18 protein-coding genes are annotated in these 23,189 nt (G+C 65.5%); 14 read left to right on the top strand and 4 right to left on the bottom strand.

The annotated features are described in order from the left end of the window. The first annotated feature begins 71 nt into the window (after window positions 1-71). Window positions 72-818 (top strand): DeoR/GlpR family DNA-binding transcription regulator, encoded by a 747-nt coding sequence (locus ACEN2S_RS09055; protein ID WP_441865231.1) that lies wholly within the window; start codon window positions 72-74, stop codon window positions 816-818. 7 nt (window positions 819-825) lie between these two features. Here the strand turns inward: ACEN2S_RS09055 and ACEN2S_RS09050 are convergent, their stop codons facing one another. After that, the gene (locus tag ACEN2S_RS09050; protein WP_441865228.1) at window positions 826-2,382 is read right to left on the bottom strand and encodes a D-aminopeptidase; all 1,557 of its coding nucleotides are present in this window, start codon (window positions 2,380-2,382) and stop codon (window positions 826-828) included. Window positions 2,383-2,430: 48 nt separating this feature from the next. Continuing rightward, entirely contained in the window at window positions 2,431-3,399 is a 969-nt protein-coding gene (locus ACEN2S_RS09045) for a nitrate ABC transporter substrate-binding protein (RefSeq protein WP_441865225.1), read from the bottom strand. Between the two features lie 424 nt (window positions 3,400-3,823). On the opposite strand from ACEN2S_RS09045, the gene ACEN2S_RS09040 reads away from it, so the two are divergent. The 6 genes from ACEN2S_RS09040 to ACEN2S_RS09015 are packed head-to-tail and all read left to right on the top strand — an operon-like array spanning window position 3,824 to window position 13,011. Next, entirely contained in the window at window positions 3,824-5,371 is a 1,548-nt protein-coding gene (locus tag ACEN2S_RS09040) for an ABC transporter substrate-binding protein (RefSeq protein WP_441865223.1), read from the top strand. 24 nt (window positions 5,372-5,395) lie between these two features. Next, window positions 5,396-6,349 (top strand): ABC transporter permease, encoded by a 954-nt coding sequence (locus tag ACEN2S_RS09035; RefSeq protein WP_441865220.1) that lies wholly within the window; start codon window positions 5,396-5,398, stop codon window positions 6,347-6,349. Further along, window positions 6,346-8,271 carry a dipeptide/oligopeptide/nickel ABC transporter permease/ATP-binding protein gene (locus ACEN2S_RS09030; RefSeq protein WP_441865217.1) on the top strand — a complete coding sequence of 642 codons (1,926 nt, stop codon included), beginning with the start codon at window positions 6,346-6,348 and terminating at the stop codon, window positions 8,269-8,271. Before ACEN2S_RS09035 ends, ACEN2S_RS09030 begins: the two co-directional genes overlap by 4 nt. Further along, window positions 8,268-9,236, top strand: coding sequence for an ABC transporter ATP-binding protein (locus tag ACEN2S_RS09025; RefSeq protein WP_441865214.1), 969 nt, complete (start codon window positions 8,268-8,270; stop codon window positions 9,234-9,236). The genes ACEN2S_RS09030 and ACEN2S_RS09025 overlap by 4 nt, the downstream gene beginning before the upstream one ends. An 11-nt stretch (window positions 9,237-9,247) precedes the next feature. Beyond that, the gene (locus ACEN2S_RS09020; RefSeq protein ID WP_441865211.1) at window positions 9,248-10,060 is read left to right on the top strand and encodes a creatininase family protein; all 813 of its coding nucleotides are present in this window, start codon (window positions 9,248-9,250) and stop codon (window positions 10,058-10,060) included. A gap of 59 nt (window positions 10,061-10,119) precedes the next feature. Continuing rightward, window positions 10,120-13,011 carry an FAD-binding and (Fe-S)-binding domain-containing protein gene (locus ACEN2S_RS09015; protein ID WP_441865208.1) on the top strand — a complete coding sequence of 964 codons (2,892 nt, stop codon included), beginning with the start codon at window positions 10,120-10,122 and terminating at the stop codon, window positions 13,009-13,011. Here ACEN2S_RS09015 and ACEN2S_RS09010 read toward each other — a convergent pair whose 3' ends face one another. Continuing rightward, entirely contained in the window at window positions 13,012-13,929 is a 918-nt protein-coding gene (locus ACEN2S_RS09010) for a LysR family transcriptional regulator (protein WP_441865206.1), read from the bottom strand. Between the two features lie 139 nt (window positions 13,930-14,068). Between ACEN2S_RS09010 and ACEN2S_RS09005 the strand changes: the two genes are divergently transcribed. The 7 genes from ACEN2S_RS09005 (at window position 14,069) to ggt (ending at window position 21,713) form a co-directional block, all read left to right on the top strand. Further along, a complete protein-coding gene (locus ACEN2S_RS09005; protein WP_441865203.1) occupies window positions 14,069-15,001 on the top strand; it encodes a 2-hydroxyacid dehydrogenase in 933 nt (310 codons plus the stop codon). Between the two features lie 398 nt (window positions 15,002-15,399). Beyond that, on the top strand, window positions 15,400-16,449 hold the full coding sequence (locus tag ACEN2S_RS09000) for an ABC transporter substrate-binding protein (protein WP_441865200.1): 1,050 nt from the start codon (window positions 15,400-15,402) through the stop codon (window positions 16,447-16,449). Window positions 16,450-16,480: 31 nt separating this feature from the next. After that, window positions 16,481-17,590: an ABC transporter ATP-binding protein gene (locus tag ACEN2S_RS08995; protein WP_441865198.1), complete on the top strand. Its 1,110-nt coding sequence runs from the start codon at window positions 16,481-16,483 to the stop codon at window positions 17,588-17,590. After that, on the top strand, window positions 17,587-18,459 hold the full coding sequence (locus tag ACEN2S_RS08990; RefSeq protein WP_441865196.1) for an ABC transporter permease: 873 nt from the start codon (window positions 17,587-17,589) through the stop codon (window positions 18,457-18,459). Before ACEN2S_RS08995 ends, ACEN2S_RS08990 begins: the two co-directional genes overlap by 4 nt. After that, window positions 18,459-19,250, top strand: a complete 792-nt coding sequence (locus tag ACEN2S_RS08985) for an ABC transporter permease (protein ID WP_441865194.1) — start codon at window positions 18,459-18,461, stop codon at window positions 19,248-19,250. The genes ACEN2S_RS08990 and ACEN2S_RS08985 overlap by 1 nt, the downstream gene beginning before the upstream one ends. Before the next feature lie 31 nt (window positions 19,251-19,281). Then, window positions 19,282-19,950, top strand: a complete 669-nt coding sequence (locus tag ACEN2S_RS08980) for an RraA family protein (RefSeq protein ID WP_441865192.1) — start codon at window positions 19,282-19,284, stop codon at window positions 19,948-19,950. Window positions 19,951-20,021: 71 nt separating this feature from the next. After that, window positions 20,022-21,713, top strand: coding sequence for a gamma-glutamyltransferase (ggt, locus tag ACEN2S_RS08975; protein WP_441865189.1), 1,692 nt, complete (start codon window positions 20,022-20,024; stop codon window positions 21,711-21,713). Between the two features lie 430 nt (window positions 21,714-22,143). Here the strand turns inward: ggt and ACEN2S_RS08970 are convergent, their stop codons facing one another. Beyond that, window positions 22,144-23,169 carry a glycosyltransferase gene (locus ACEN2S_RS08970; RefSeq protein ID WP_441865186.1) on the bottom strand — a complete coding sequence of 342 codons (1,026 nt, stop codon included), beginning with the start codon at window positions 23,167-23,169 and terminating at the stop codon, window positions 22,144-22,146. Between the last annotated feature and the right edge of the window lie 20 nt (window positions 23,170-23,189).

Raw genomic sequence — 23,189 nt, 5'->3', positions numbered from 1 at the left:
CGTTCGGTAGAAAATTCTTGCGAAAACCGCCCAAAAATCCGACCATCGGCCCCGGATTGGCGGAGGCCCGGATGAAACCCAGAGCACGACAGGCGCGGATTGCCGACAGGATCAGCGCCGAAGGCGCCGCCACGGTTGAGGCTTTGGCCGCGGCTTTCGACGTCTCGCCGGAGACCATCCGCCGCGATCTGGGGCTGTTGGCGCAGGCGGGGCTGGTGACCAAGGTGCATGGCGGTGCGGCCCGCCCGCGGCTGACGGTGGAGGCCAGTTTTCAGCAGCGGATGGCCGAGAATGCCGCCGCCAAGGCGCAGATCGCACAGAAACTGGTGGCGGAAGTGCCTGTGGGCGCCACCCTCTTCATGGACACCGGCAGCACGACCTTGGCCGCGGCCGAAGCACTGGCCCCGCGCGGCGGCCTGCGGGTGATCACCAATGCGCTGCGGATCGCGCAGGTGATGGGCGCGGGCGGCTCCGAGATTTACCTGCTCGGCGGGCGGTTCGGCCCCGACAATGGGCAGACCCTCGGACCGCTGGCCCTGACACAAATCGCCGGGTTCCAGGCGGATTTCGCGGTGCTGACCCTCGCGGCGCTGGCCCCGGCGGGCGCGATGGATGCCGATTTCGACGAGGCGCAGGTCGCCCGGGCGATGGCCGCGCGGGCGGGCCAGCGGATCTTGCTGGCGGATGCCACGAAATTCGACCGTCACGCCGCCTTTCCCATTTGCGAACTGGCCGAGATCGACCTGTTGATCAGCGATCAGCCGCCCCAAGGCAGGCTGCTGCACGCCCTTGATGCGGCGGGCGTGCGCCGCCTCTAGCCAAGGCTCAGCCGACCCGCCGATAGGGCACCTTTCGCGCCAGCCAGCAACCAATGGTCAGCCCCGCAATCGCCCCGGAAGCATCCCGGTGGAAGCGCAGCGTCCAGTCGCCCGGCGCGGGGGCATCCAGCGTGCGCCGACAGGCCATCACCCAAAGATCTGCCGCAACCGGGGTCAGCCGCTCCATCGCGCCCTGCCCCAGCAAGCCCTTGAAACCGGCGTAGAAAACCCCGCCACGCTCGGTGATCTCCATCTCTCCGGTGATCTCGCCGCAGGCATAAAGCCCGGCAATATCGGTCTGCGCGGGGCCGGTGACGCGCGGCACCAGCCCCGCCAGATTGTCCCCCGGACGCCGCAGCATCATGCCGCCCTGCCCGCGCTCCAGCGTCATTTCGGCGCTGACGGCCAGCGTCTCGCTCTCCAGCCGCATCTGGTCTGGCACGGTGCCATAGCGCGCCTGCACCCCGTGCCCCTGCGGCGCCACGCGCAACAAAAGCCCGGTCTCGGCATCCCAGTAGCTGCCCGCCCATTCCGGCCCCGGCACCTCCCCCGGCGGCGGTGCGCTCTGACCCAAGGCCGCGCGCATCAGGCTTTCGGCGGCGCTGTAGGCGCTGGCCTCGTGGTTGAAAAGCACGACGACCGACAGCCGCGCCGCCGCCGCGTGAAAGCGTTGCGCGCGAAAGCCGCGCAATGCGCCGCCATGCCCGGTCACCCGCAATCCGGCGATCTGATCGTGGCGCAGCCCGTAGCCATAGCGCGCGGGCCGCCCATCGCTGAACTGCTGCGGCGCGCTCATCCGGGCATAGAGCCCGTCGGCTGCGTCGCGGCTCTGGTCGATCCAACGCTCCCAGGCCAGCATGTCGTGCAGGCTGGCGGCCATCCCGGCATCGCCCGTCCAATAGATGCGGTTCCGCGCCGGGAAATAGCCCAGAGCTGCGCTGCCCTCATAGCCCACCACACCATCCGCGGGGTGGCTGGTGTCGGCGTTCAACCCCGCCGTTTCCATCCCGGCGGGTGCAAAGAGCCGTGCGGAGAGAAGCTCATCAAGCGACCGCCCCGTGGTTTCCTCCAGCATTTCGCCCAGCAGACGGAAATTGCCGTTGCTGTAGGAATAGTGGCTGCCGGGGGTGAAATGCGTGCTCCGCGTCTCAGCCAGCGCGGGAAGCGACATTTCGGGGCCAAAGACATCCTCGGTCTGCGCGCCCTGCAAAACGGTCATCGCCCAGTAATCGCGCAGGCCCGATTGGTTGTGGCACAGATGCTCCAAGGTCGGGCGCGGCCCGGTCAGATTGGGCAGATAGCCGTCGATCACCGCCTGTTGCCGCGCCCGGTCGCCGGGCAGCTCCAGGAAAAGCCCGCAGGTGAACTGCTTGGTGATCGAGCAGATCGGCAGCCGCAGCGTCGCCGACATCGGCAGACGCCGCGCCAGATCGGCGTAGCCCCAGGCATGGGCGGCAATCACCTGCCCCTCGAACACCACGCCTGCGACGCCCCCCGGCCCGGTGAAAAGATCGGGCAGCGCGGCAAGCGCCGCCTCCAGTGCCGGTCGGTCAATCTCGGTCATGCTGCGTGCCTTTCTGCTGCCTTTAGGCCGGTTTTAGGGGATCTGCCGTCAGGCCGCGAGGGCCGCGGCATCGGCGGGGAAAATTTCCCCGGCGGTCAGATGGCGCGCGATCAGCCCCTGCCCCAGCGCTTCCGCCGTGAAATCCGCGATCATCTTCGCATTGGCGGCCAATCCGCTGGCCGCCCAATCGGGGCGCAGATGCGCCTCGGCGCAGGCGATGTCCTGCAGGATCCAGGGCGTGGTTTCCGCATATTTGCGGCGTTTTTCCTGCCACATCGCAAAGGACCGGTCGTAGAGATCACTGAGCGCTGCCGCCAACCAGGGATGCGCCGCCGCCACCTCTGCCTTCAGCCCGAGGATATGCATCCCCGGCACATAGCCCACGCGGCTGTAATAGCCGATTTCCGCGCTGCGGAAATCGGTGACCAGCTGACGGAAAGGCGAGTCGGGCGCAAAGAACCCGACCGGCATGAAGGGGGTAAACAGCGCGTCAAGCCCCCCGTCCATCAGCGCCTCCATCATCGGCTGCTCGCCCGCCAGCGCCTCGATCTGGCCGGGGCGGGCAAAGCGGCCCAGCCGGTCGGTGATCGGATGCGCGGCGGTCAGCCGCCCGGCGTACCAGCGCGCGTCCTCGACCCCGACTCCGGCATCGGCCAATGCCGCGCGCGTCCAGGTGTTGCCGCTGTCCTGCCAGCCGGTGACGCCGATCCTGCAGCCCGCCAGATCCTCAAGCCGGGTCATCGGGCTGGATTTCAGCGTCAGGATGCAGCGGTGCCGGAAACCGCGCATCAGGAAACAGGGAACGCCCAGGACTTGCCCATCCCCCGCGCTGCGCGCCTGCAGATAGCGGCTGAACGACAGCTCGGCCCCGTCATAGGCGGGGTCGCTTGCCAGATCATCGACCAATGTCCCCACCCGCTCGATCCGCAGATCAATCCGCGGATCGACGATATCCCCCAGCAACAGCGGGGTCAGATAATCCCAATCGCGCAGGGCAAGACGGACGGTCAGCTTCATCGGCATTCTCCGGACAGGCCGCCGGAGACTGCCTCCGGCCATGGGGCGAGAGGACCGCAGGCGCGGGCCGGGGTCCAATCGAAAAAACTTTGATCGGACTTCGATAATTTTGATCGTGGCATGCGCACGATGCCTGATTGCGCGGCAAAAACCCGGCCGGTGACGGTTTGGATCCGCGGCCTCAACGCCCCCGCGCACCGCGAATTTGCTCGGGCCGATCACTTGCAGACTGGGCTTTTCCATTGAAAATCAATATACAAACATCACGGTTCGGAAATTCGCCACCTGTCACAGAGGTGCCAAGGAAAAGAAATCTATCCGTCATAAAAGTTTTTTCGATTGGACAGCACCCGCCCCCCCGGCGTTCGATCCACCCCAAGACGAGGCACAAGCCCGCATCCCCTCCAACAGCTCCGAGGTAACCATGAAACGCTCTTCCATGATGGGTCCCACCGCCACCCGCCGCGCCGTTCTGCTCAGCCTGGGTGCGGGTGTTGCAGCCCTCGCATTGCCGCAGGGCCTGCGCGCGCAATCGGCCGGATCCGTGCTGAAATTCGGCCTCTCCACCTTCCCGCCGACGATCAAGCCCTTTGACAACACCGGGGGGGCGGCCAACACCGTCAAGCTGATGATGTACCGCGGGCTGATGGGCTATGACGCCTCGGGCAAGCTCTTGCCGGAAGTGGCGGAAAGCGTGGAATGGAGCGATCCGCAAACCGCCGTCTTCAAGATCCGCGCCAACGCGGTCTTCCATGACGGCAGCCCGGTGACCGCCGCCGATGTAATCTATTCTTTGGGCGAAATCACCAAGGAAGGCTCGACCGCCTATCTGAAAAGCGACCTGACGATCATCACCGATGTCACCGCTGTCGACGATAAAACCGTACAGATCACCCTGAACAGCCCGAGCGCGATTTTCCTCGATCTGATGGCCAGCTATTGTTGCCCGGTGATCTCGGCGAAAAGCACCGAAGATGCGGTGATCGGCGCCGGTCCCTTCACGATGAAGGGCAGCGAAAAAGGCGTTTATATCGAGCTGGAACGCTTCCCGGATTATTACATGTCGGATCAGCCGAATGTGGATGGCATCCGCTTCATCGCCTATGCCGATGAAAACCTGCGCTATGCGGCGCTGGAGGCGGGCGATGTCGATCTGATCGAATATCTGCCCTGGACGCAGTTTGACGCGGTCGAGGCATCGGACAGCCTGCAGATGAAGAGCACGTTGGGGCCGTTCATGTTCCTCTTGTTCAACGTCACCGAGGGCCCCTTTGCCAATGCCAAGGTGCGGCAGGCGGTGGGCTATGCGATCGAGCGTCAGGATGTCGTCGATGGCGCCTTTGCCGGGCGTGGCGTGCCGCTGTACGGCCTGCCGAACCCGCAGGGCTCGCCGTTTGACCTCGCGGATCCGGCGCATGAATGGAGCTTTGACATCGAGAAGGCCAAGGCTTTGCTCGCCGAAGCGGGCTATCCGAACGGCTTTGACTGCCGCCTGCTGGCCACCGCGACCTATGGGATGCACCAGGACACCGCCTCTGTTGTGCAGGCCTATCTCTCGATGATCGGCATCAATGCGACGCTGGATCTGCCCGATTGGGGCACCCGCGTCACCGCCGGCAAGGAGGGCAAATATGACATCGCGGTGCATGGCACCTCGGGCAATTACAACGACCCCGATGCGCTCTGGTCGCTGCTCTATTCCGGCAACCCATCCTATCTGCAATCCTTCGGCTTCAAGAGTACGCGGATCGATGGCCTTCTGGAACAGGGCCGCGCCGAGGTGGACCCCGAGAAGCGCAAGGCGATCTATCAGGACCTCGTCGTCGCCTATTACGAAGAAGTGCCGCAGGTGCCGCTCAACTGGCGCATTCAGGCCTATGCGATGAAGAAAACCGTCACCGGGTTCGAGGAGCTTCCGGGCTTCCTCAGCGGCTCCTCGGCCTATGCGCTGGACGAGACGAAACTGGGCTGACGATACTGGGGTAAGGAGTTCCGCATGCTGGCTTTTCTGATGCGTCGGGTGGTGGCGGCGGCTGCCATGCTGCTGGTTGTCGGCACGATCATCTTCTCGCTGTTGATGATCGTGCCGGGCGATCCGGCGGAACTCCTGCTGTCCACCGGCGGCGGCTCGGCGACGCCGGAAGCCATTGCCAATCTGCGCGCCGAAATGGGCCTCGATCAGCCGGTCTGGGTGCAATATGCGGATTTCCTGCGCAACAGTCTGGCGTTCGATTTCGGCCGCTCCATCGTCGATGACGGCTCGATCTCGGCCGCCATCGCACTGCGGCTGCCACGCACGCTGGAAATCATCATCGTCGGCGCTGTTCTGGCGCTGACCTTGGCGATCCCGGCGGGCACGGCGGCGGGGCTGCGGGCGGGCGGGCGGTTTGACATTGCCGCCTCCGGCCTCAACGCGCTGCTGACCTCGGTGCCGGGTTTTGTGATCGGCACGCTCTTCATCTATTTCTTCGCGCAAACGCTCGGCTGGTTGCCGGCGGGGGGCTATGTCTCCTTTGCCAGCAACCCGGGCCAGCATCTGCAAATGCTGGTGCTGCCCGCGCTGACAGTGGGGCTGCATCTGGCAACCATCGTCTTTCGGATGACCCGGGCGAGCGTGCTCGAGATGCGCGGCCATGACTGGGTGCGCACCGCCACCGCCAAGGGGCTGCGCCGCAGGCTGGTGGTGCGCCGCCATATCCTGCGCAATGCGATGGGGCCGGTGATCACCGTCGTCGGGCTGCAGCTTGGCATCCTGCTCGGCTCCACCGTGCTGGTCGAATTCGTCTACAACTGGCCCGGCCTCAGCGGCCTTCTGGTCACCGCGGTCGAGCAGCGCGACTATCCCACCGTGCGCGCCATCATCCTGACCGTCGCCGCCCTGTTCATCGGCATCAATCTGGTGATCGACATCCTGTCCTCGCTCTTGGACCCGAGGATCCGCCTGAAATGACATTGCTTCCCAAACGCTTTCCCAAACGGATGATCCTGCCCAGCCTGCTTCTGGCGGCGCTGATCCTGATCCCCTTTGCCGCACCGCTGATCACCGGCGCAGACCCCGTCAAGATCGCCGTGCGCGACCGTCTGGCCGCCCCGAGCCTGAGCCACTGGCTGGGGCAGGATGAATTTGGCCGCGACCGTCTGGCGCGCGTGCTGTACGGCGGCCAGGTCTCGCTGACGGTGGCCTTTGTCGCCACCTCGATCGCCTGTATCGTCGGCACGCTCTTTGGCCTGATCGGTGCCTATTTCCGCGGCCCGTTTGAGTTTATGACGACGCGGCTGGCCGATGTGGTGCTGTGTTTCCCGCCCATTCTGCTGGCGCTGCTGGTGGTCACCCTCTTTGGCCCCGGCGCAGGCACGCTGGTCGCCGTGCTCTCGGTGCTCTATTTCCCCAGCTTCGCCCGTATCGCCTTTTCCGAGGCCCTGCGCGTCTCCGCCCTCGATTTCGTTGAAGCCTCCCGCGCGCTTGGCACCTCCTCCTGGCGCATCGTCTTGCGCACCGTGCTGCCCAACATCGCGGGCCCCGTCTCGGTGCAATATTCGCTGACCGCCGCTGCCGCGATCACCATTGAAAGCGGGCTGTCGTTCCTCGGCCTTGGCGTTGTGCCCCCGGCCCCCTCCTGGGGCCAGATGATCCGCGGCGCGCGCCAGTTCATGAACCAGGACCCTTTGGGGATCATCATCCCCTGCGCCGCCCTCGTGCTGACCATCTATGCGATCAATTTCTTCTGCGACCGGCTGCGCGACACGCTTGATCCCAAAGGCGCCTCGGCACGCGGCAAGGATGAGACGTCGCGCCCGCTGTCGCTGGCCGAACGCCCCGCCGAGGAGGCCGGGGATGTGGTCGCCGCCATCCACAATCTGAAACTGGAAGTGCCGCGCCCCGGCAGCCCGATCACCCTGATCAATGACCTCTCGCTGACCCTGCGCGCCAATCAATGCACGGCGCTGGTGGGCGAGAGCGGATCCGGCAAATCGCTGTCCTCGCTGGCGCTGATGGGGCTGTTGCCGGGCGGCATCCGGCAGGCGGGCGGCACCTTGCGGCTGCGGCGCAAATCGGGCGAGATGATCGACCTCGGCACCCAGAGCCCCCGCGCGCTGGAGGATATCCGCGGCAATGATGTGGCGATGATCTTTCAGGAGCCGATGACCGCGCTGAACCCGATCCACAAGGTCGGCGCGCAGATGGTCGAGGCTTTGCTGGCGCATGAGCCGATGTCGGCGGCCGCCGCCCGCACCCGCGCGATTGCGCTCTTGGAACGGGTGGGGATCAACGAGGCCGCGCGGCGCTTTGACGGCTATCCGCATGAAATGTCGGGCGGGATGCGGCAGCGGGTGATGATCGCCATGGCGCTGACCTGCGCGCCGCGCCTCTTGATCGCGGATGAGCCGACAACCGCGCTCGACGTGACAATTCAGGCCGAGATTATCGAACTGCTGCAAAGTCTTCGGCAGGATCAGGCGCAGGGGCTCAGCCTGTTGTTCATCAGCCATAACCTTGGCATTGTCGCCGATATCGCCGACCGTGTGGCAGTGATGTATTCGGGCCAGGTGGTCGAGGAAGGCCCCGCGTCCGAGGTTTTGCGCGATCCGCATCACCCCTATACCCGCGCGCTGCTGGACAGCATGCCCTCCTCGCATGAGGGGCTGCATTCCACCCGCGGCGACCGGCTGCCCGCGATTTCCGGCACGCCGCCCTTGCCCGACGCCCGCCCCTCGGGCTGCGCTTTCCGCGACCGTTGCCCGATGGCCCTTGCCGCCTGCGCCGAGACGGAACCAGCCCTCTTCCCCCACAGCGATGGCACAAGATCGGTGCGCTGCCTGCGCGCCCCCGAAGCGCCCGCCCTGCCCCAAGCCGCGGAGGATGCCGCATGAGCCAGACACCGCTGCTGGAAATCCACGACTTGAACAAAAGCTATCCCGTTGGCCGCAGTGGCATCTTCGGCAAGAAGATGATGCAGGTTCTGCGCGATGTCAGCCTGACCGTGCAGCCCGGCGAAGTGCTGGGGCTGGTCGGTGAAAGTGGCTCGGGCAAAAGCACGATCGGCAAGGCGGTGCTGCGGTTGATCCCCTCGCAAAGCGGCGCGATGCGCTTTGACGGGCAGGATCTGAACACCCTCGCCCCCGAGGCGCTCCGTGCGCTGCGCAAAGAGATGCAGATCATCTTTCAGGACCCCTATGCCAGCCTCGATCCGCGCAAATCCATTCGCGCGGTGCTGGCGGAGGCGCTGGACACCCATCAGCTGCATCTGGGCCCCGCGCGAGAGGGGCGTTTGCGCGAACTGATGGGGCTGGTCGGGCTGAACCCCAGCTTTCTCGACCGCCTCCCGCATGAATTTTCCGGCGGCCAGCGGCAGCGGATCGGCATTGCCCGCGCGCTGGCGGTAGAGCCGCGTTTCATCGTCTGTGATGAGGCGGTCTCGGCGCTCGATGTCTCGATCCAGGCGCAGGTGCTGAACCTTCTGGCCGATCTGCGCGCCAAGACCGGGATTTCGCTGTTGTTCATCAGCCATGACCTCTCGGTCGTGCGCTATATTTCTGACCGGGTGATGGTGCTTTACCTCGGGCGGGTGATGGAGGTCGGCCCCGCCGATGAGATCCATTTCGCGCCGAAACACCCCTATACCGCGGCCCTGATCTCGGCTGAACCCAGCCTGCATCACGATGGCCGCCGCATCCGCCTGACCGGCGAGATCCCCTCGCCGCTCTCTCCGCCCTCCGGCTGTGTGTTCCGCAGCCGCTGCCCCTATGCGCAGGACGCCTGCGCCCAAAGCGTTCCGCCCCTGCGGACGGTGGGCGCCGGCCATCAAACCGCCTGCCTCCGAGACGACATTCTGTAAGGAAATCACACATGCTGACCGATAAAATCAAGATCGCTGAATTGACCAGCGAGGAAGCCCGGCAATTTTTGAACGAGGATGCGGTGATCCTCTTGCCGATGGGCTCGCTCGAAGATCAGGGCACGCACGCGCCGATGGGCGATTATCTTGCCGCCGAAGCGGTGGCGCTGGACATTGCGCGCGCTGCGCGGGCCGACGGTATTCCCACTTTCATCGCCCCGGTGATCCCCTTTGGCGGTGCCGATTACTTCGGCTCGTCGCATGGCGGTATCGCACTGTCGCAATCGACGCTGGTGGCGGTGCTTGACGACATGTTCGCCTGCCTCGCGCGGCATGGGCTGACCAAGGTGCTGGTGATCAACGGCCATGGCGGCAATGTCACCGCGATCAACGATGTCTCGCTGAAATGGCGGCAGACAAACGGCATGTTCGTCGCCTCGATGTATCTGTGGCAAATCAGCTATGAATTGCTGAAAGACATCCTCGGGGCTGAGGCTGCGGCGAAATCCTCGGGCCATGGCGGCGATCCCTTGACCTCGGTCGGGCTGCATTACTACCCCGAGATCCTGCGCATGGATCTGGCGAAAGCGCCGCCGAAAGGCCAGACCGCGATGGGGGTTGAGGTGGCGGGCTTTGCCGCGCTGAAATATGCCGGTGCCCGCCTGCAGGCCCCGATCGAGGCGCTGGAAACCGCGCCTCATGGCGTCTGGGGCGGCGATCCGGTCTATTGCTCGGCCGAGACCGGGGCGGCGTTGACCGCGCGGCTGGTCAGCATCGGCGCGGGCTTTATCCGCGACCATGTGTCCAAGCGGTTTGCGGCCTGATCCTCGGGTCACCCCGGGCTTCCGGCACACAGCCGGAAGCCCCCGATCAAAGGCGGATCATGGACCTTTACGCGGATTTCCTCGCCGCCCTGCGGCAGGCGGGCTTTGCCGGTGATCTGAGCGCGCGCGCCTCGGACCGGCTGGTGCTGGCCACCGACAATTCCATCTATCAGGTGACGCCGGAGGCGGTGGCCCATCCGCGCCATGCCGGGGATCTGCGCCTGATCGCAGAGCTGTTGGCGCGGCCCGAATTTGCCGGGGTGGTGATCCGCCCACGCGGCGGCGGCACCGGCACCAATGGCCAGTCGCTGGGCCATGGCCTCGTGGTCGATTGCGCCCGCCACATGACCGGCATTCTGGAAATCAACGCGACTGAGCGTTGGGTGCGGGTTGAACCGGGGGTGATCAAGGATCAGCTCAACACCGCCCTTGCGCCGCATGGGCTGTTCTTTGCGCCCGAACTCTCCACATCGTCGCGCGCGACCATCGGCGGCATGATCTCGACCGATGCCTGCGGTCAGGGGTCCTGTGCCTATGGCAAAACCTCGGACCATGTGCTGAACCTGACGCTGGTCATGGCGGGGGGCGAGGTGCTGGACACCGGGCCGCAGGACCCGGAAACGCTGGCCAAGCATCCGGGCCGCGCGGGCGAGATTTTGCGGCTTCTGGCAGGGATCGCCACCGATCAGGCCGCATTGATCGCCGAGCGTTTCCCGAAGATGAACCGCAGCCTCACCGGCTATGATCTGGCGCATATCCGCCGCCCCGACGGGCGCATCGATGCGGGCGCGGTGATCTGCGGCGCCGAGGGAACGCTGGGTCTGATCGCCGAGGCGCGGCTGAACCTCTTGCCGATCCCGCGCCTCGCCACGGTGATCTTGCTCTTTTACGACGATTTCCAATCGGCGCTGCGCGATGGGCAGGTGCTGGCACCACTCGGGGCCACCTCGATTGAAACCATCGACAGCCGGGTGCTCAACCTCGCGCGCGCCGATCCGGTCTGGGCGGGGGTGGCGGCCTGTTTCCCCGATGCCACCGCGCAGGGTGTGAACATGGTGGAGATCACCGCCGATGATCCGGCAGAACTGGAGGCGCGGATCGCCCGGCTGCAGGCGGTCCTTGCCACACCGATGCCGGGACGGCGGGGACAGGCCCGCGCCGATGGCGCCGCCGTCGCCCGCATCTGGGAGATGCGCAAGAAGGCCGTGGGCCTCTTGGGGCGCAGCGGCACCACCCGCCGCCCCCTGCCCTTTGTCGAGGATTGCGCGGTGCCGCCCGCCGCGCTGGAGCCCTTTATCGCCGGGTTCCGCGCCATTCTGGATGCCGAAGGGCTGGATTATGGCATGTTTGGCCATGTGGATGCCGGGGTGCTGCACGTCCGCCCCGCGCTTGATCTGACCGATCATGCGCAAGAGCCGCTGATCCGCCGCGTGACCGAAAAGGTGCAAACCCTCGCGCGGCAGCATGGCGGGCTCCTTTGGGGCGAGCATGGCAAGGGCATGCGCTCGGAATATGTGCCCGAAGTTTTCGGGCCGCTCTATCCCAGCCTGCAGGCGATCAAGGCCGCTTTTGATCCCGGCAACCAGATGAACCCGGGCAAGATCGCCGCGCCCGTGACGGCAACCGATGCCGCGCCACTGTTGCGCATCGACGGGGTGCCGCTCCGGGGTCAGCAGGATCGGCAGATCGCGCCCGCGATCCGCGCGGATTATGCCCCCGCGCTGGCCTGCAATGGCAATGGCGCCTGCTTTGCCCAGAGCGCCGCCGAGGTGATGTGTCCCTCGTATAAGATCACCCTGGACCGGCGGCATTCGCCGAAAGGCCGCGCGGGCCTCGTGCGCGAATGGCTGCGGCAGGGCGGCCCCGAGGGACGGGCCGAGCCGACGTTTGAGGCCGAGGTGAAAGCGGCGCTCGACGGGTGCCTGTCGTGCCGCGCCTGTTCGCGGGCCTGTCCGGTGCAGGTGGATGTGCCGCGCTTTCGGGTGAAGTTTCTCGAAAGCTGGTACAGCCGCCACCGCCGCCCGCTGGCCGATCACGCCCTCGCCTGGCTCGAGCCGCTCTTGCCTCTGGCCGAGCGTCTGCGCCCGTTGTTCAACGCGGCCACCAGCGGCCCCTGCGCGGCCTTCCTCCGCCGGATCGGCCTGCAGCATCTGCCGCAGATGCCCGCCGTGAACTTTCGCCAGCGCGCCGCGCGCGAGGGCCTGCCCCTGTTGCCTGCGGGGGCGCTGCCCGATCCGGCCAGCAATGTCGTGTTGGTGCCCGATGCCTTTACCCGGTTCTTTGAACCCAATCTGCTGCTTGACCTTGCCGCCGTGATCCGGGCTTTGGGATATCAACCCTGGCTCGCCCCCTACCGCCCCAGCGGCAAACCCCTGCATGTGCTGGGCCGCCTCACCGCCTACCGTCGCACCGCCGAGCGGCAGGTGGCACTATTGGACCGGCTGCACGCGGCCGGATTGCCGCTGATCGGCCTCGAACCCGCGGTGGTGCTGAGCTACCGCGATGATTATGCCGAGGCTCTGGGGCGCGAGGGGCCACCGGTGCTCTTGCCGCAGGAATGGCTGCGCACGCACATGGCCGCGCGGGCCACGACAGGGACAAAAATCGGAGCTACGGCGGGGACACCGCTGCGCGCGCGTCTGCTCAGCCATTGCACCGAATCCACGCTCTGCCCCGACAGCGCGGGCGATTGGGCGGCGATCTTTGCGCATCTGGGCGTCACGCTGGAGCGGCCCAAAACCGGCTGTTGCGGCATGGCGGGCACCTGGGGGCATGAGACCCGCAATGCGAAAGCCAGCGCCGGGATCTTTGCGCAATCCTGGGCCGCGCAGATGGAGGCGGGCGATCTGCCGCTGCTCGCCACAGGTTTTTCCTGCCGCTGTCAGGCAGAGATTCAAGCGGGGGCGACGCTGCGCCACCCGATCAGCCTGTTGCGCGAGCTGCTGGCCTGATCAGGTCGGGCGGAAACTGACATAGCGCGGATGCGCCACCGCCCATTCCTCTGCCGCCTGCCGGGCGAGCTGAAAGATCGCCTCGGTCTGCGCCTTGCGCGCCTTGTTCACATGCACGCAGCGGATGTCGAGCGGCGCGAGCTTCACCGTGGTGGGAATCTCGACCAGCATCCCGGTGGCAATCTCTTGCTCCAGCGCCGCCAGCGGCACGGCGGACGCCCCATAGCCCGCCTTGACCAGATCGCAGATCGTGCTCATCGAATTGCCGGTATGGCGCGAATTCGGCCGCCGCTTGGTTTCCTCGATCAAATCCGCCACCGGGCCGAACAAAGGCGAGGTATGCGGATAAAGCACCAACGGCAATTCGCGCAGCTCATCGGGCGTCAGCGGGCGGGTGATCTCGCCCACCACATCGGGACGCGCGACCCAGCCCACGTCATAGAGCACCGAGAAACTGTTCTGGATCTGCGGCAGCCCCGCCTCGCCGGTGACAAAGGCCATGTCGAGCGCGCCGGATTTCACCTGCGGGCGCAGATCGACATTGGCACCGGAATAGAAATCCACCAAGGGCGCATCGGCCATGGTCGCGATCTTGCGGCGCAGGGTGATGCCCCAGGTGATGGTGACCATCGACACCAGTCCAATCGTATAACGCCTTTTTTGCTTCAGCATCAGACGGCTGGTCAATGCCTCGCTCAGATTGAGGAAGGTTTCCGCATATTCCGCCACTTCATGACCCTGTTCGGTCAGGGTGAAATCCGCCTCGGAGCGGTCGATCAGCGGTACGCCAAAACTATCCTCAAGCCCGGAAATGCGCGCAGAAACAGCCGGTTGCGTCAAGCCGATGTGATCGGCGACGCGCTGATAACTTTTAAGACGGGTGAGCCAGTAAAAGGCTTCCAACTGTTTGAAGTTCATGGGCGGAGCCTAACGCAACCCGGATGAAATTCCACATAAATATTTTCTATGGGCAGCCGCAGAATTTTTGCTTTGACGCAGCGCCCCCCACTGCGGTGAATGGGACAACCCTGATGCAATACCCAGTTGAGGACCCGCCATGAGCATTGCCGTCTCCCTGCCCGCCGAAGACAAGACCGAATGGTGGTGCCAGATGCTGCGCGATCTGATGCCCGATTGGGACATCTATCCGATGAGCAAAGTGCCCGACCCCGAAAAGGTGACCTATTCGGTGGTCTGGCGGCCGACAACCGGCGCGATGACGCCGTTCAAGAACCTGAAGGCCATCGTTTCGCTCGGCGCGGGCATCGACCATGTGCTGGCCGACAAGGAACTGCCCGAAGATGTGCCGATCATCCGCACCGTCGGCACCGATCTGACGCAACGGATGAAGGAATATGTGGCGCTGCATGTGCTGCGCCATCACCGCGAATTGCCCGCCATTCAGGCCAATCAGAACCGTCAGGCCTGGGAGCAGATCATCGTGCCGCCCGCCACCGGACGCCGCGTCGGCGTGATGGGGCTGGGCAATCTCGGGGCGGCGGCGGCGGAACTGCTTACCCAGATCGGCTTTCAGGTGGCGGGCTGGTCGCGGGCACCGAAGGACATCCCGGGCGTGCAATGCTATGCCGGGGCCGAAGGTTTCGGCGCGTTTCTTGAGGGCACCGAGATCCTCGTTTGCCTCTTGCCGCTGACCGAGAACACCCGTGGCATCCTGAATGCCGATACGTTCAACCGCCTCAAACGCGGCGCCTCGGTGATCAATGCCGCGCGGGGGCCGCATCTGGTGGACAGCGATCTGATCGAGGCGCTGAATTCCGGCCAGATCGGCGGCGCCACGCTGGATGTGTTCCATGTTGAACCCCTGCCCGCCGCGCATCCGTTCTGGACGCATCCCAAGGTCACCGTCACGCCGCATGTCGCCTCGCTGATCGATGCGCCGACCGGCAGCAAGATCGTGGCGAAGAACATCCGCACCTTCCAGGAAACCGGCAGTGTGCCCGATCTGGCCGATGCCAAACGCGGCTATTAAACGCGCCTTCCCTACCCCTTTCCCCCTCCCTCCCTGTCCTCCGGCACGTTCGCGTGACCGGAGGTTTTTTTGATTATTTACGGTTAGTTACGTGAATCGTCACGGCCCGTTATCGCCGCCCCACCGCCCCAAATTTTTTCGATACCCACCGAAGAAAAATTCGATTGGACTTTATCCGCCCCAGATCGTTGCATCGGATCTGCAAAGGGACATCCGAAGCCCCGCCACTTTCTGTTCCGCCGCCAGAGCCTCTGGCAAAGCGGAACCTGCCCCCGCACTGCACCGCCCCAAGACGGCCCCGCTTGGCCGCCCTGGCCGAGGCGTGCCCGGTCAGATCCAAACCCGAAAAACAGGGCCCGCCCACCCAAAGGCCCCGGATCCAACAGGAGCACTTTTCGATGAAATGCCATCTTCTTCCCGCCGTCGTTGCCGCCGCGATTGCCGCCTCGGCCACGGCCGCCGCCGCGCAGGATGTCTCGGGCGAGATCACCCTCGCCGCCTATTCCGGCATCTTCCAGGACAAATACACCGAAGCCGTGGTCAAACCCTTTGAGGCGAAATTCCCCAATGTGAAGGTGACCTATTTCGCTTCGCCCTCCTCTTCGGCCATGCTCGGCAATCTGCGCTCGCAGGCGAGCGACGCGCAGACCGATGTGGTGATTTTCGACGTCTCCACCTCGCTGATCGGCGACAAGGAGGGGCTGCTGGCGCCGCTGAGCACCACGGATGTGCCGAACCTGGCCGATCTGGTGCCGCAGGCGATTGTGAAAGAGGGCTATGGCCCCGCCGTCACCTTCGACAATCTGGTGGTGCTCTACAACACCGAGGCTTTCCCCACCGCGCCCACCTCACTCTCTGTCCTGTGGGACAAGACCTATGCGGGCAAGATGGCGGTCACCTCGATGCCCTCGATCCTCGGCTCGGGGCTGATGGTGATGACCTCGGCGATGCTGGGCGAAGATTACACGCAAAGCGTTGAGAAAGCCGCCGCCAAGCTGGCCGAAATGGCACCGGGCGTGCAGACCTTTGACCCCAAGCCCGATGCCTACACTTTGGTGATCAATGGCACCGATGTTCTGGGCACCGGCTGGAATGCGCGTGGCCAGTATTACGCCGATGAATCCGGCGGCAAACTGGGGGTGATGCTGCCCGCCGAAGGTTCGATCCTGCAGATCAACACGATCAACCTGGTTGAGGGCTCGAAAAACGCCGAAGCCGCCAAGGCCTTCATCAACTACGCCCTGTCGCCCGAGGCACAATCCGCCTTTACCGAAGCGATGTTCTACGCCCCGGTGAATGCCAAGGCCGAGGTCAGCGCCGAGGCGACCGCCCGCACCGTGGCCGGTCAGCTCGACAAGATGCTGCCGCTCGACTGGGGCTGGGCTGCGACGAAATCCGAGGAATGGAACCAGATCTGGAAGCGTCAGATCATCTCGGCCAGCAACTGAGCCCCTCCCCGGCATGAGACAGGACGGACCCATGACCCTCTCCCCCGCCACCACCCCGGTACCCGCTGCGCATATCCGCATCGAGAACCTGACCTTCGATTACGGCGGCAAGCGACCGGCGGTGGACCGGCTGTCCTTTGACATCGCCAAAGGCGAGTTCATCGGCCTGTTGGGTCCGTCCGGCTGCGGCAAATCCACCACCTTGCGGATGTTTGCCGGGCTTTTGGCGCCCACCTCCGGGCAGATCAGCATCGGCGGGCAGGACATCGTGTCCCGCCCGCCCTGGGAACGCAATCTGGGGCTGGTGTTCCAGTCCTATGCGTTGTTCCCGCATATGACCGTCGCGCAAAATGTGGCCTTTGGCCTGCGCCTGCGCAAAGTGGGCAAGGAAGAAACCGCCGCCCGCGTCGCCGAGGCCTTGCGGGCGGTGCGGCTGGACAGTTTCGGCCAGCGTCGCCCGTCGGAACTCTCGGGCGGGCAGCAACAACGGGTGGCCATCGCCCGCGCCATCGTGATTGAGCCGGAGATCCTGCTCTTGGATGAGCCGCTCTCGAACCTTGATGCGCGGCTGCGCGACGAGATGCGCTTTGAAATCCGCGACATTCAGACCCGCACCGGCATCACCACCCTTTTCGTCACCCATGACCAGCAAGAGGCGCTGACCATGTGCGACCGGATTGCCGTGATGAATGCGGGGCAGCTGGAGCAGATCGGCACCCCCACCGAAGTGTACGACCATGCCGCTACGCCTTTCGTGGCGAATTTCATCGGCCGCGCCAATGCGATTGAGGCGACGCTCGACCGTGCCGCGCAGACGACGGGCGCGCCCATCCTGCGCCATCACGGCCAAAGCCTGCCGCAACCCCGCGCCCAAGACCTGCCGCCGGGCAGTGGCACGGCGGTCTCGGTGATGCTGCGCCCGCATGTGGTCCGGCTTTCCCCCCCTGCCGGCGGGCTGACCGCCCGCGTTCTGCGCCGCGTCTTTGTCGGCAGCATAATCGAGGTGGAGCTGGAACTGCTCAGCGGCAGCCGTCTGGTTGCCGAGCTGCGCCCCGGCGGCCCCGAGGCGGCGCTAGCCGAGGTGGGCTCCGAAGTGGGGCTGGACTGGCGGCCGGAAGACATGCGGATTTTTGCCGCATGAGCCCGTTCATCGTTCCCGGCAGCAGCACCCGCCTCACCCCCTGGCTGTTGCTGGCCCCCGTTCTGGCGGTGCTGGCGCTCTCCTTTGCCGCGCCGATCCTCTGGCTCTTTCGCATGTCGCTGAACATCTCGGATTACGGCGCGATCACCCCCGCCTTCAGCCTGCAAACCTATGCCAAGATCCTGCAGGACAGCTATTTCCTCAGCCTTCTGGGCCGCACCTTGCGCCTCTCGCTGACCTGTGCAGCGCTGGGGATGCTGCTGGCCTATCCGATGGCGCTCACCCTCTCGCGGATGACCTCGCGCTGGCGGACGGTGCTGACGGTGTTGGCCGCCTCGCCTTTGCTGATTTCGGCGGTGGTACGCTCGTTTGGCTGGATGGTCACGCTGGGAGATGCGGGCGTGGTCAATCACCTGCTGATGGTCACCGGCCTGCGCAGCGCGCCCTTGCAGATGGTGAACAACTATACCGGCGTGGTGATCGGTCTGACCGAAAGCATCATGCCCTATATCTTCCTGACCGTCGCCGCCGGTCTCGGCAAACTCGACCGGCGGCTGGATGAGGCGGCGATGTCGCTTGGTGCGCCGCCGCAGGTGGTGTTCTGGCGCGTCACCCTGCCGCTCAGCCTGCCCGCCATTCTGGCCGGGCTGACCATCGGCTTTGTGCTCTCGGTCTCGTCCTTCATCACACCTTCGCTGCTGGGTGGCGGCCGCGTGTTCCTTCTGGCGACCGAAGTCTATGATCTGGCGCTCGTCTCGCTCGACTGGCCCACGGCGGCGGCGCTTTCCTTCCTGATGCTGGCGTTTTTCGTAACCGCGATGGGGTTGACCGGCCTTGCCCTGCGCCTGCTGACCCGGAGGGCCCTGTGATGACAAAATTCCTTGGATGGGCCGCCCGCGCCTATGTCACCGCGATCTTCTGCCTGGTGTTTCTGCCGATGGCGATCATTCTGGTGATCTCGTTCAGCGCCGACAGCTACTTGTCGTTCCCGCCCTCGGGCTGGAGCCTGAAATGGTACGGTGCCGTGCTCGGCAATGCTACCTTCATGGAGGGGCTGCGCAACAGCGCGATCATCGCGGTGATCGTGGCGGGGCTGAGCCTCGTTCTCGGGCTGCCCGCCGCCTATGCTTTGGTGCGGCTGGAGTTTCCGGGGCGGCAGATCATCCGTAACCTGATCCTCGCGCCGCTGATCCTGCCCGCGATGATGCTGGGTCTGGGCATCCTGATGGTGTTCACCCCCGCCGGGCTGGTGGCCACCTATCCCGGGCTGGTGCTGGCGCATCTGGTGATGACGCTGCCCTTTGCCATCCGCATCCTGCAAACCACGCTCAGCAACCTCGGCACCGATGTCGAAGAAGCGGCGATGACGCTGGGCGCGCGGCCCCTGCAGGTGTTTATGCAAATCACCCTGCCGCGGCTGATGCCGGGGGTGATCGCCTCGGGCGCCATCGCGCTGATCCTGTCGTTTGATGAGATCGTGCTCTCGCTCTTCATCGTCGGGCCGCGGCTGCAAACCCTGCCGGTGGCGATCTTCCGCTATGTCGATGAGCGGACCGACCCGATGGTGGCGGTGCTCGCCGTCCTCCTGATCCTTCTGTCGCTCGCCATCGTGCTGATCGTTGAGCGCAGCGTCGGCTTTGCCAAGGCCTTTGGCCGCTAACCCCTTTCCCGAACCAGACTGGACCTTGAAAATGACTTATAAGATCAATCCGATGCCCGCCCAGATCCCCGATGCCGATCTGGCGCTGCTGGCGCAGGTGGAAACCGCGACGCTCGGCCATTGGCGGCAGTTCGGCTTTCTCAGCCGTCAGATCCAGCCGGTGATCCCGCGCCGCCGGGTGGTGGGCACCGCTGTTACCATCGCGATCCCGGGGCCGGACAGCACCCTGTTGCACCACCTGCTCAGCCTGCTGCGCCCCGGCGATTTCGTCATCGTCGACCGGCTGCACGATGACCGCTATGCCTGCTGGGGCGGCGGTGTCACCGTGGGGGCCAAGGCGGCGGGCGCGGTGGGCGCGGTGGTCGATGGCCCCTGCACCGATGTCGAAGAGATCGAACAGTCGGATTTCCCGATGTGGTGCCGGGGCGTCTCGCCGATCACCACGCGGCTTTATGACATCGGCGGCGCGATCAACGTGCCGGTTTCCGTCGGCAACACCGTCGTGATGCCGGGGGACGCGGTGCTGGCCGATGAAAGCGGCGTGATCGTGCTGCCCCCCGAAGAGGTCGCGGCCGAGGCGCAAAAGGCCATCGACACGCAGCTGCGCGGCAAAGCGCGCGAGGCGAGCGTCCGCGACACCGGGGTCAGGCTCGGCGATCTGTCCGGCGCCACCAAGATGGTCATGGCAAAACTCGGCTGAGCCCGCATCGCCTCTGGCCGGGGCCCGGCACCCCGGCTACCCTATTGACGAGACAACAGATGAGACCCCCCATGCCCGCAAAGCCCCTGCCCTTTACCTGCGAGAAAACACCCGCCAGCGGTGCGGGCGGCATGGTGGTCACCAACCATCCCCTGGGCTCGGCGGCGGGGTCCGAGATGCTGGCGGCGGGGGGCAATGCGGTGGATGCGGCGGTGGCCGCCCTTCTGGCGCTGACCGTGGTCGAGCCGATGATGGTGGGCATTGCGGGCGGTGGCCTTTCGCATCTGCGGCTGGCCGATGGGCGGCATCTGGTGGTGGACGCGCTTTCCTCGGCGGCAGCCACGATGCACCCTGAAATTTACACGCCGGTCTCCGATGATCCGGCCCTCTATATGGAGGCCGTCGGGCGGCGCAACATGATCGGCGCCTCTGCGGTGGCGGTGCCGGGCAACCTTGCGGGCTGGCATCAGATGCAGGCGCGCTATGGCCGCTTGCCCTGGGCGGATGTGGTGGAACCCGCGATCCGGCTGGCGGCGCGCGGCTTTGCGGTGACACATTACCTCTCGGGCGCGATTGGCGAGGCGGCGGGCGAGCTGTCGCAAGACGCCGAAATCGCCCGCATCCTGCTGCCGGGGGGCCGCGCGCCCGCACCCGGTGACCGGCTGATGATGGGCGATTATGCCGAGAGCCTGCGGCTGATCCAGCGTGAGGGGGCGGCTGCCCTGCATGACGGTGCCTTGGGGGCAGCCCTTGCCGCGCGGATGCAGACCGGCGGCGCCGATGCGGGCTGGGTGAGCATGGATGATCTGCGCGCCTATCGACCGATTGAGCGCGCGCCGATCATCGGCAGCTACCGCGGGTTCGAGATTGCCGGACCGCCGCCCCCCGCCTCTTCCGGCGTGCATGTGACGCAGATGCTGAACATGCTTGAGGGCTATGATGTGGCGGGCATGGGCTTTGGCAGCCCGGAAAGCCTGCATCTGCTGGTCGAGGTGATCCGCATCGCCTTTGCCGACCGCCGCGCACATTCGGGCGATCCGGCCTTTGTCGATGTGCCGGTCGAGCGGCTGACCTCAAAATCCTATGCCGCCGAGTGCCGCGCGCAGATCCGCCGCGCCGCCGCTTTGCCCGCGCCCCGCAGCCCCGGTTATGAGAGCCACGATACCACCCATATCACCGTGGCCGACCGCGAGGGGAACATCGTCAGCGCCACCCATACGATCAACGGCCTTTTCGGCGCGCGCTTTGCCGTGCCCGGCACCGGCATCATCCCCAACAATTACATGAGCAATTTCGACCCGCATCCGGGCCGCGCCCTCTCGGTGGTGCCCGGCAAGCGGGTGCCCACCTCAATGGCCCCGATGATCCTGATGAAGGATGGCGCGCCGGTCTTTGCGCTGGGGTTGCCGGGCGGTTTGCGGATCTTTCCCTCTGCGCTGCAGGCGATCGTCAACCTGATCGACCACGGCATGAGCCTGCAAGAGGCGGTTGAAGCCCCGCGCATCTGGACGCAAGGGCAGGAAGTGGAGATCGAACAGGCCTATGCGCCGCAGCAGGCCGCGCTGGAGGCTATGGGGCATGAGGTGCGGGTGATGCCGCATATCGGCGGCGGGATGAATGCGATTGCCTTTGGCGAAACGATGACCGGTGCCGCCTGCTGGCGCGCAGATGGCACGGTGGCGGCCACCGGTGGCGGTCTGGCGCGACCCGGCGTGCGGTTCTGGCCCGACAAGGCTCCGGCGATCAATCCGGGCACGACCTGAAACCACCGGAGCACGTCCCCCCGTCGCTCCCGGGATCAAGGCCCGGCTGGGTGCCTTCAGAGCAAAAGCAAACCATCGGAGGCTGGCGGCAACATGCCACTGCGCGGGGTGGATCGCCGGAGCCGGGAGGCACCGCCCCGGAGCTGACAGCGGAGGCAATTTGCCGCCCATCTGGCCCGGACAGGCCCAGAAACCGCCATGAGAGAGGAAGGCTCCCCGGAACCCGACCCCAGAGATCAGATACGCCGGACGCGCCTCCCCCGTCGGGAAGCGCAGCCGCAGACCTGCAAACCCATTTCGCCCGGACGGCGGTCTGGCGCCGATGACGGCCTGCGGTAGGGACTGCGGGCGACACTCGTGACGCGCCCAAGGATCCCGGACGCCGGCGTGGCCTTCCCCGATCCGGCGTCACAGATGCGGTGCCTGGCGATTATTGTGCCGCGAAGAGATCGGCCCGGCCGCGCCGGAGCGCTGCCAATTCATCCGCAATCTGCTGCCACACCCGCGGCTTGGCGGCCGCCATCCCGGCCGCAAGCTCTGCCTGACGCTCAATCGCCTGCCGCATCGCAGCAACCAGCGACGGCGCGTCAATTTCGGTCAGAATACCACCGGCCCCCAGCACCTCTTCCAGCGTGCTCGATGTGTTCGTCACCACCGGCGTGCCGATGGTCATCGCCTCGTGCACCGCCATTTGCATGATATGTGCCCGGGTGGACAAGGTCAGCATCGCCGAGGCTTCGGCCATGGTTGCCAGATAGTCGGCATAGTCCATAAAGCCCGCCAGCCGAATGTTTGCAGGCATCTGATCCGGCGACAGGCCGCGCTTGCGGTAGTTGCCCGAGATCACGAAATCAACCTCGGGCATCGCCCGCATCGCGTTGAGCGCAATGTCGATAGGCTCGTCTTCTGCAAAGGAACAGACGAAGAAAATCAACGGACGGCCCGCACGCGGCGCGTAGCGCACGCCCGGAAATTCGCTTTGCGGCAGCGCGATCATATGGATGGGACGACCGCCCCATTCGGCCATGACCTCGCCGTCAAAACGGTTGTGCACCAGCGTGAACGGCGCCTTGCGCACAAGTCGCCGATAGAAGGGCACAAACGGGCGCCAATAGGGAATGGTCAGCGCGCCGGAATGAAAATCCAGGATCAGCGGCGCCCCGGTCAGCTTGCAGTAGAGGGCGCAGACCATTGGCAGGAAAGGCGGCTGGTTCAGGCAGATCACCGCTTTGGGGCGACGGCGCATCAGACAGCTGATTGTCGCGCCGATATTGCGGACATAGCCCCAGGCCTTGGCCAGTTTGCCCCCCGGCCGCCCCCGGCTGATCAATTCCAGCGGCACGCCCAAACTACGCGACGTCGCCATAGAGCGATAGCACTCGCGTTTCCAGGTGATCATCAGGCCCCCCGCAAGCGGGGCAACGGGCGGTTCGGTCAGGGCAGTGGCGTTGTTCATGCTAATCAAATTCCCAAAAA

Source organism: Phaeovulum sp. W22_SRMD_FR3 (assembly GCF_052113705.1).
In the GTDB taxonomy this organism is placed as follows: Bacteria; Pseudomonadota; Alphaproteobacteria; order Rhodobacterales; family Rhodobacteraceae; genus JBGQOG01.
This window is presented reverse-complemented; position numbering and strand designations above follow the sequence as displayed.

What these genes read in the sequence shown, in the direction of transcription:
- ACEN2S_RS09055 (WP_441865231.1), top strand. Translation starts at nt 72, where the DNA reads ATGAAACCCAGAGCACGACAGGCGCGGATTGCCGACAGGATCAGCGCC.
- ACEN2S_RS09050 (WP_441865228.1), bottom strand. Translation starts at nt 2,382, where the DNA reads ATGACCGAGATTGACCGACCGGCACTGGAGGCGGCGCTTGCCGCGCTG.
- ACEN2S_RS09045 (WP_441865225.1), bottom strand. Translation starts at nt 3,399, where the DNA reads ATGAAGCTGACCGTCCGTCTTGCCCTGCGCGATTGGGATTATCTGACC.
- ACEN2S_RS09040 (WP_441865223.1), top strand. Translation starts at nt 3,824, where the DNA reads ATGAAACGCTCTTCCATGATGGGTCCCACCGCCACCCGCCGCGCCGTT.
- ACEN2S_RS09035 (WP_441865220.1), top strand. Translation starts at nt 5,396, where the DNA reads ATGCTGGCTTTTCTGATGCGTCGGGTGGTGGCGGCGGCTGCCATGCTG.
- ACEN2S_RS09030 (WP_441865217.1), top strand. Translation starts at nt 6,346, where the DNA reads ATGACATTGCTTCCCAAACGCTTTCCCAAACGGATGATCCTGCCCAGC.
- ACEN2S_RS09025 (WP_441865214.1), top strand. Translation starts at nt 8,268, where the DNA reads ATGAGCCAGACACCGCTGCTGGAAATCCACGACTTGAACAAAAGCTAT.
- ACEN2S_RS09020 (WP_441865211.1), top strand. Translation starts at nt 9,248, where the DNA reads ATGCTGACCGATAAAATCAAGATCGCTGAATTGACCAGCGAGGAAGCC.
- ACEN2S_RS09015 (WP_441865208.1), top strand. Translation starts at nt 10,120, where the DNA reads ATGGACCTTTACGCGGATTTCCTCGCCGCCCTGCGGCAGGCGGGCTTT.
- ACEN2S_RS09010 (WP_441865206.1), bottom strand. Translation starts at nt 13,929, where the DNA reads ATGAACTTCAAACAGTTGGAAGCCTTTTACTGGCTCACCCGTCTTAAA.
- ACEN2S_RS09005 (WP_441865203.1), top strand. Translation starts at nt 14,069, where the DNA reads ATGAGCATTGCCGTCTCCCTGCCCGCCGAAGACAAGACCGAATGGTGG.
- ACEN2S_RS09000 (WP_441865200.1), top strand. Translation starts at nt 15,400, where the DNA reads ATGAAATGCCATCTTCTTCCCGCCGTCGTTGCCGCCGCGATTGCCGCC.
- ACEN2S_RS08995 (WP_441865198.1), top strand. Translation starts at nt 16,481, where the DNA reads ATGACCCTCTCCCCCGCCACCACCCCGGTACCCGCTGCGCATATCCGC.
- ACEN2S_RS08990 (WP_441865196.1), top strand. Translation starts at nt 17,587, where the DNA reads ATGAGCCCGTTCATCGTTCCCGGCAGCAGCACCCGCCTCACCCCCTGG.
- ACEN2S_RS08985 (WP_441865194.1), top strand. Translation starts at nt 18,459, where the DNA reads ATGACAAAATTCCTTGGATGGGCCGCCCGCGCCTATGTCACCGCGATC.
- ACEN2S_RS08980 (WP_441865192.1), top strand. Translation starts at nt 19,282, where the DNA reads ATGACTTATAAGATCAATCCGATGCCCGCCCAGATCCCCGATGCCGAT.
- ggt (WP_441865189.1), top strand. Translation starts at nt 20,022, where the DNA reads ATGCCCGCAAAGCCCCTGCCCTTTACCTGCGAGAAAACACCCGCCAGC.
- ACEN2S_RS08970 (WP_441865186.1), bottom strand. Translation starts at nt 23,169, where the DNA reads ATGAACAACGCCACTGCCCTGACCGAACCGCCCGTTGCCCCGCTTGCG.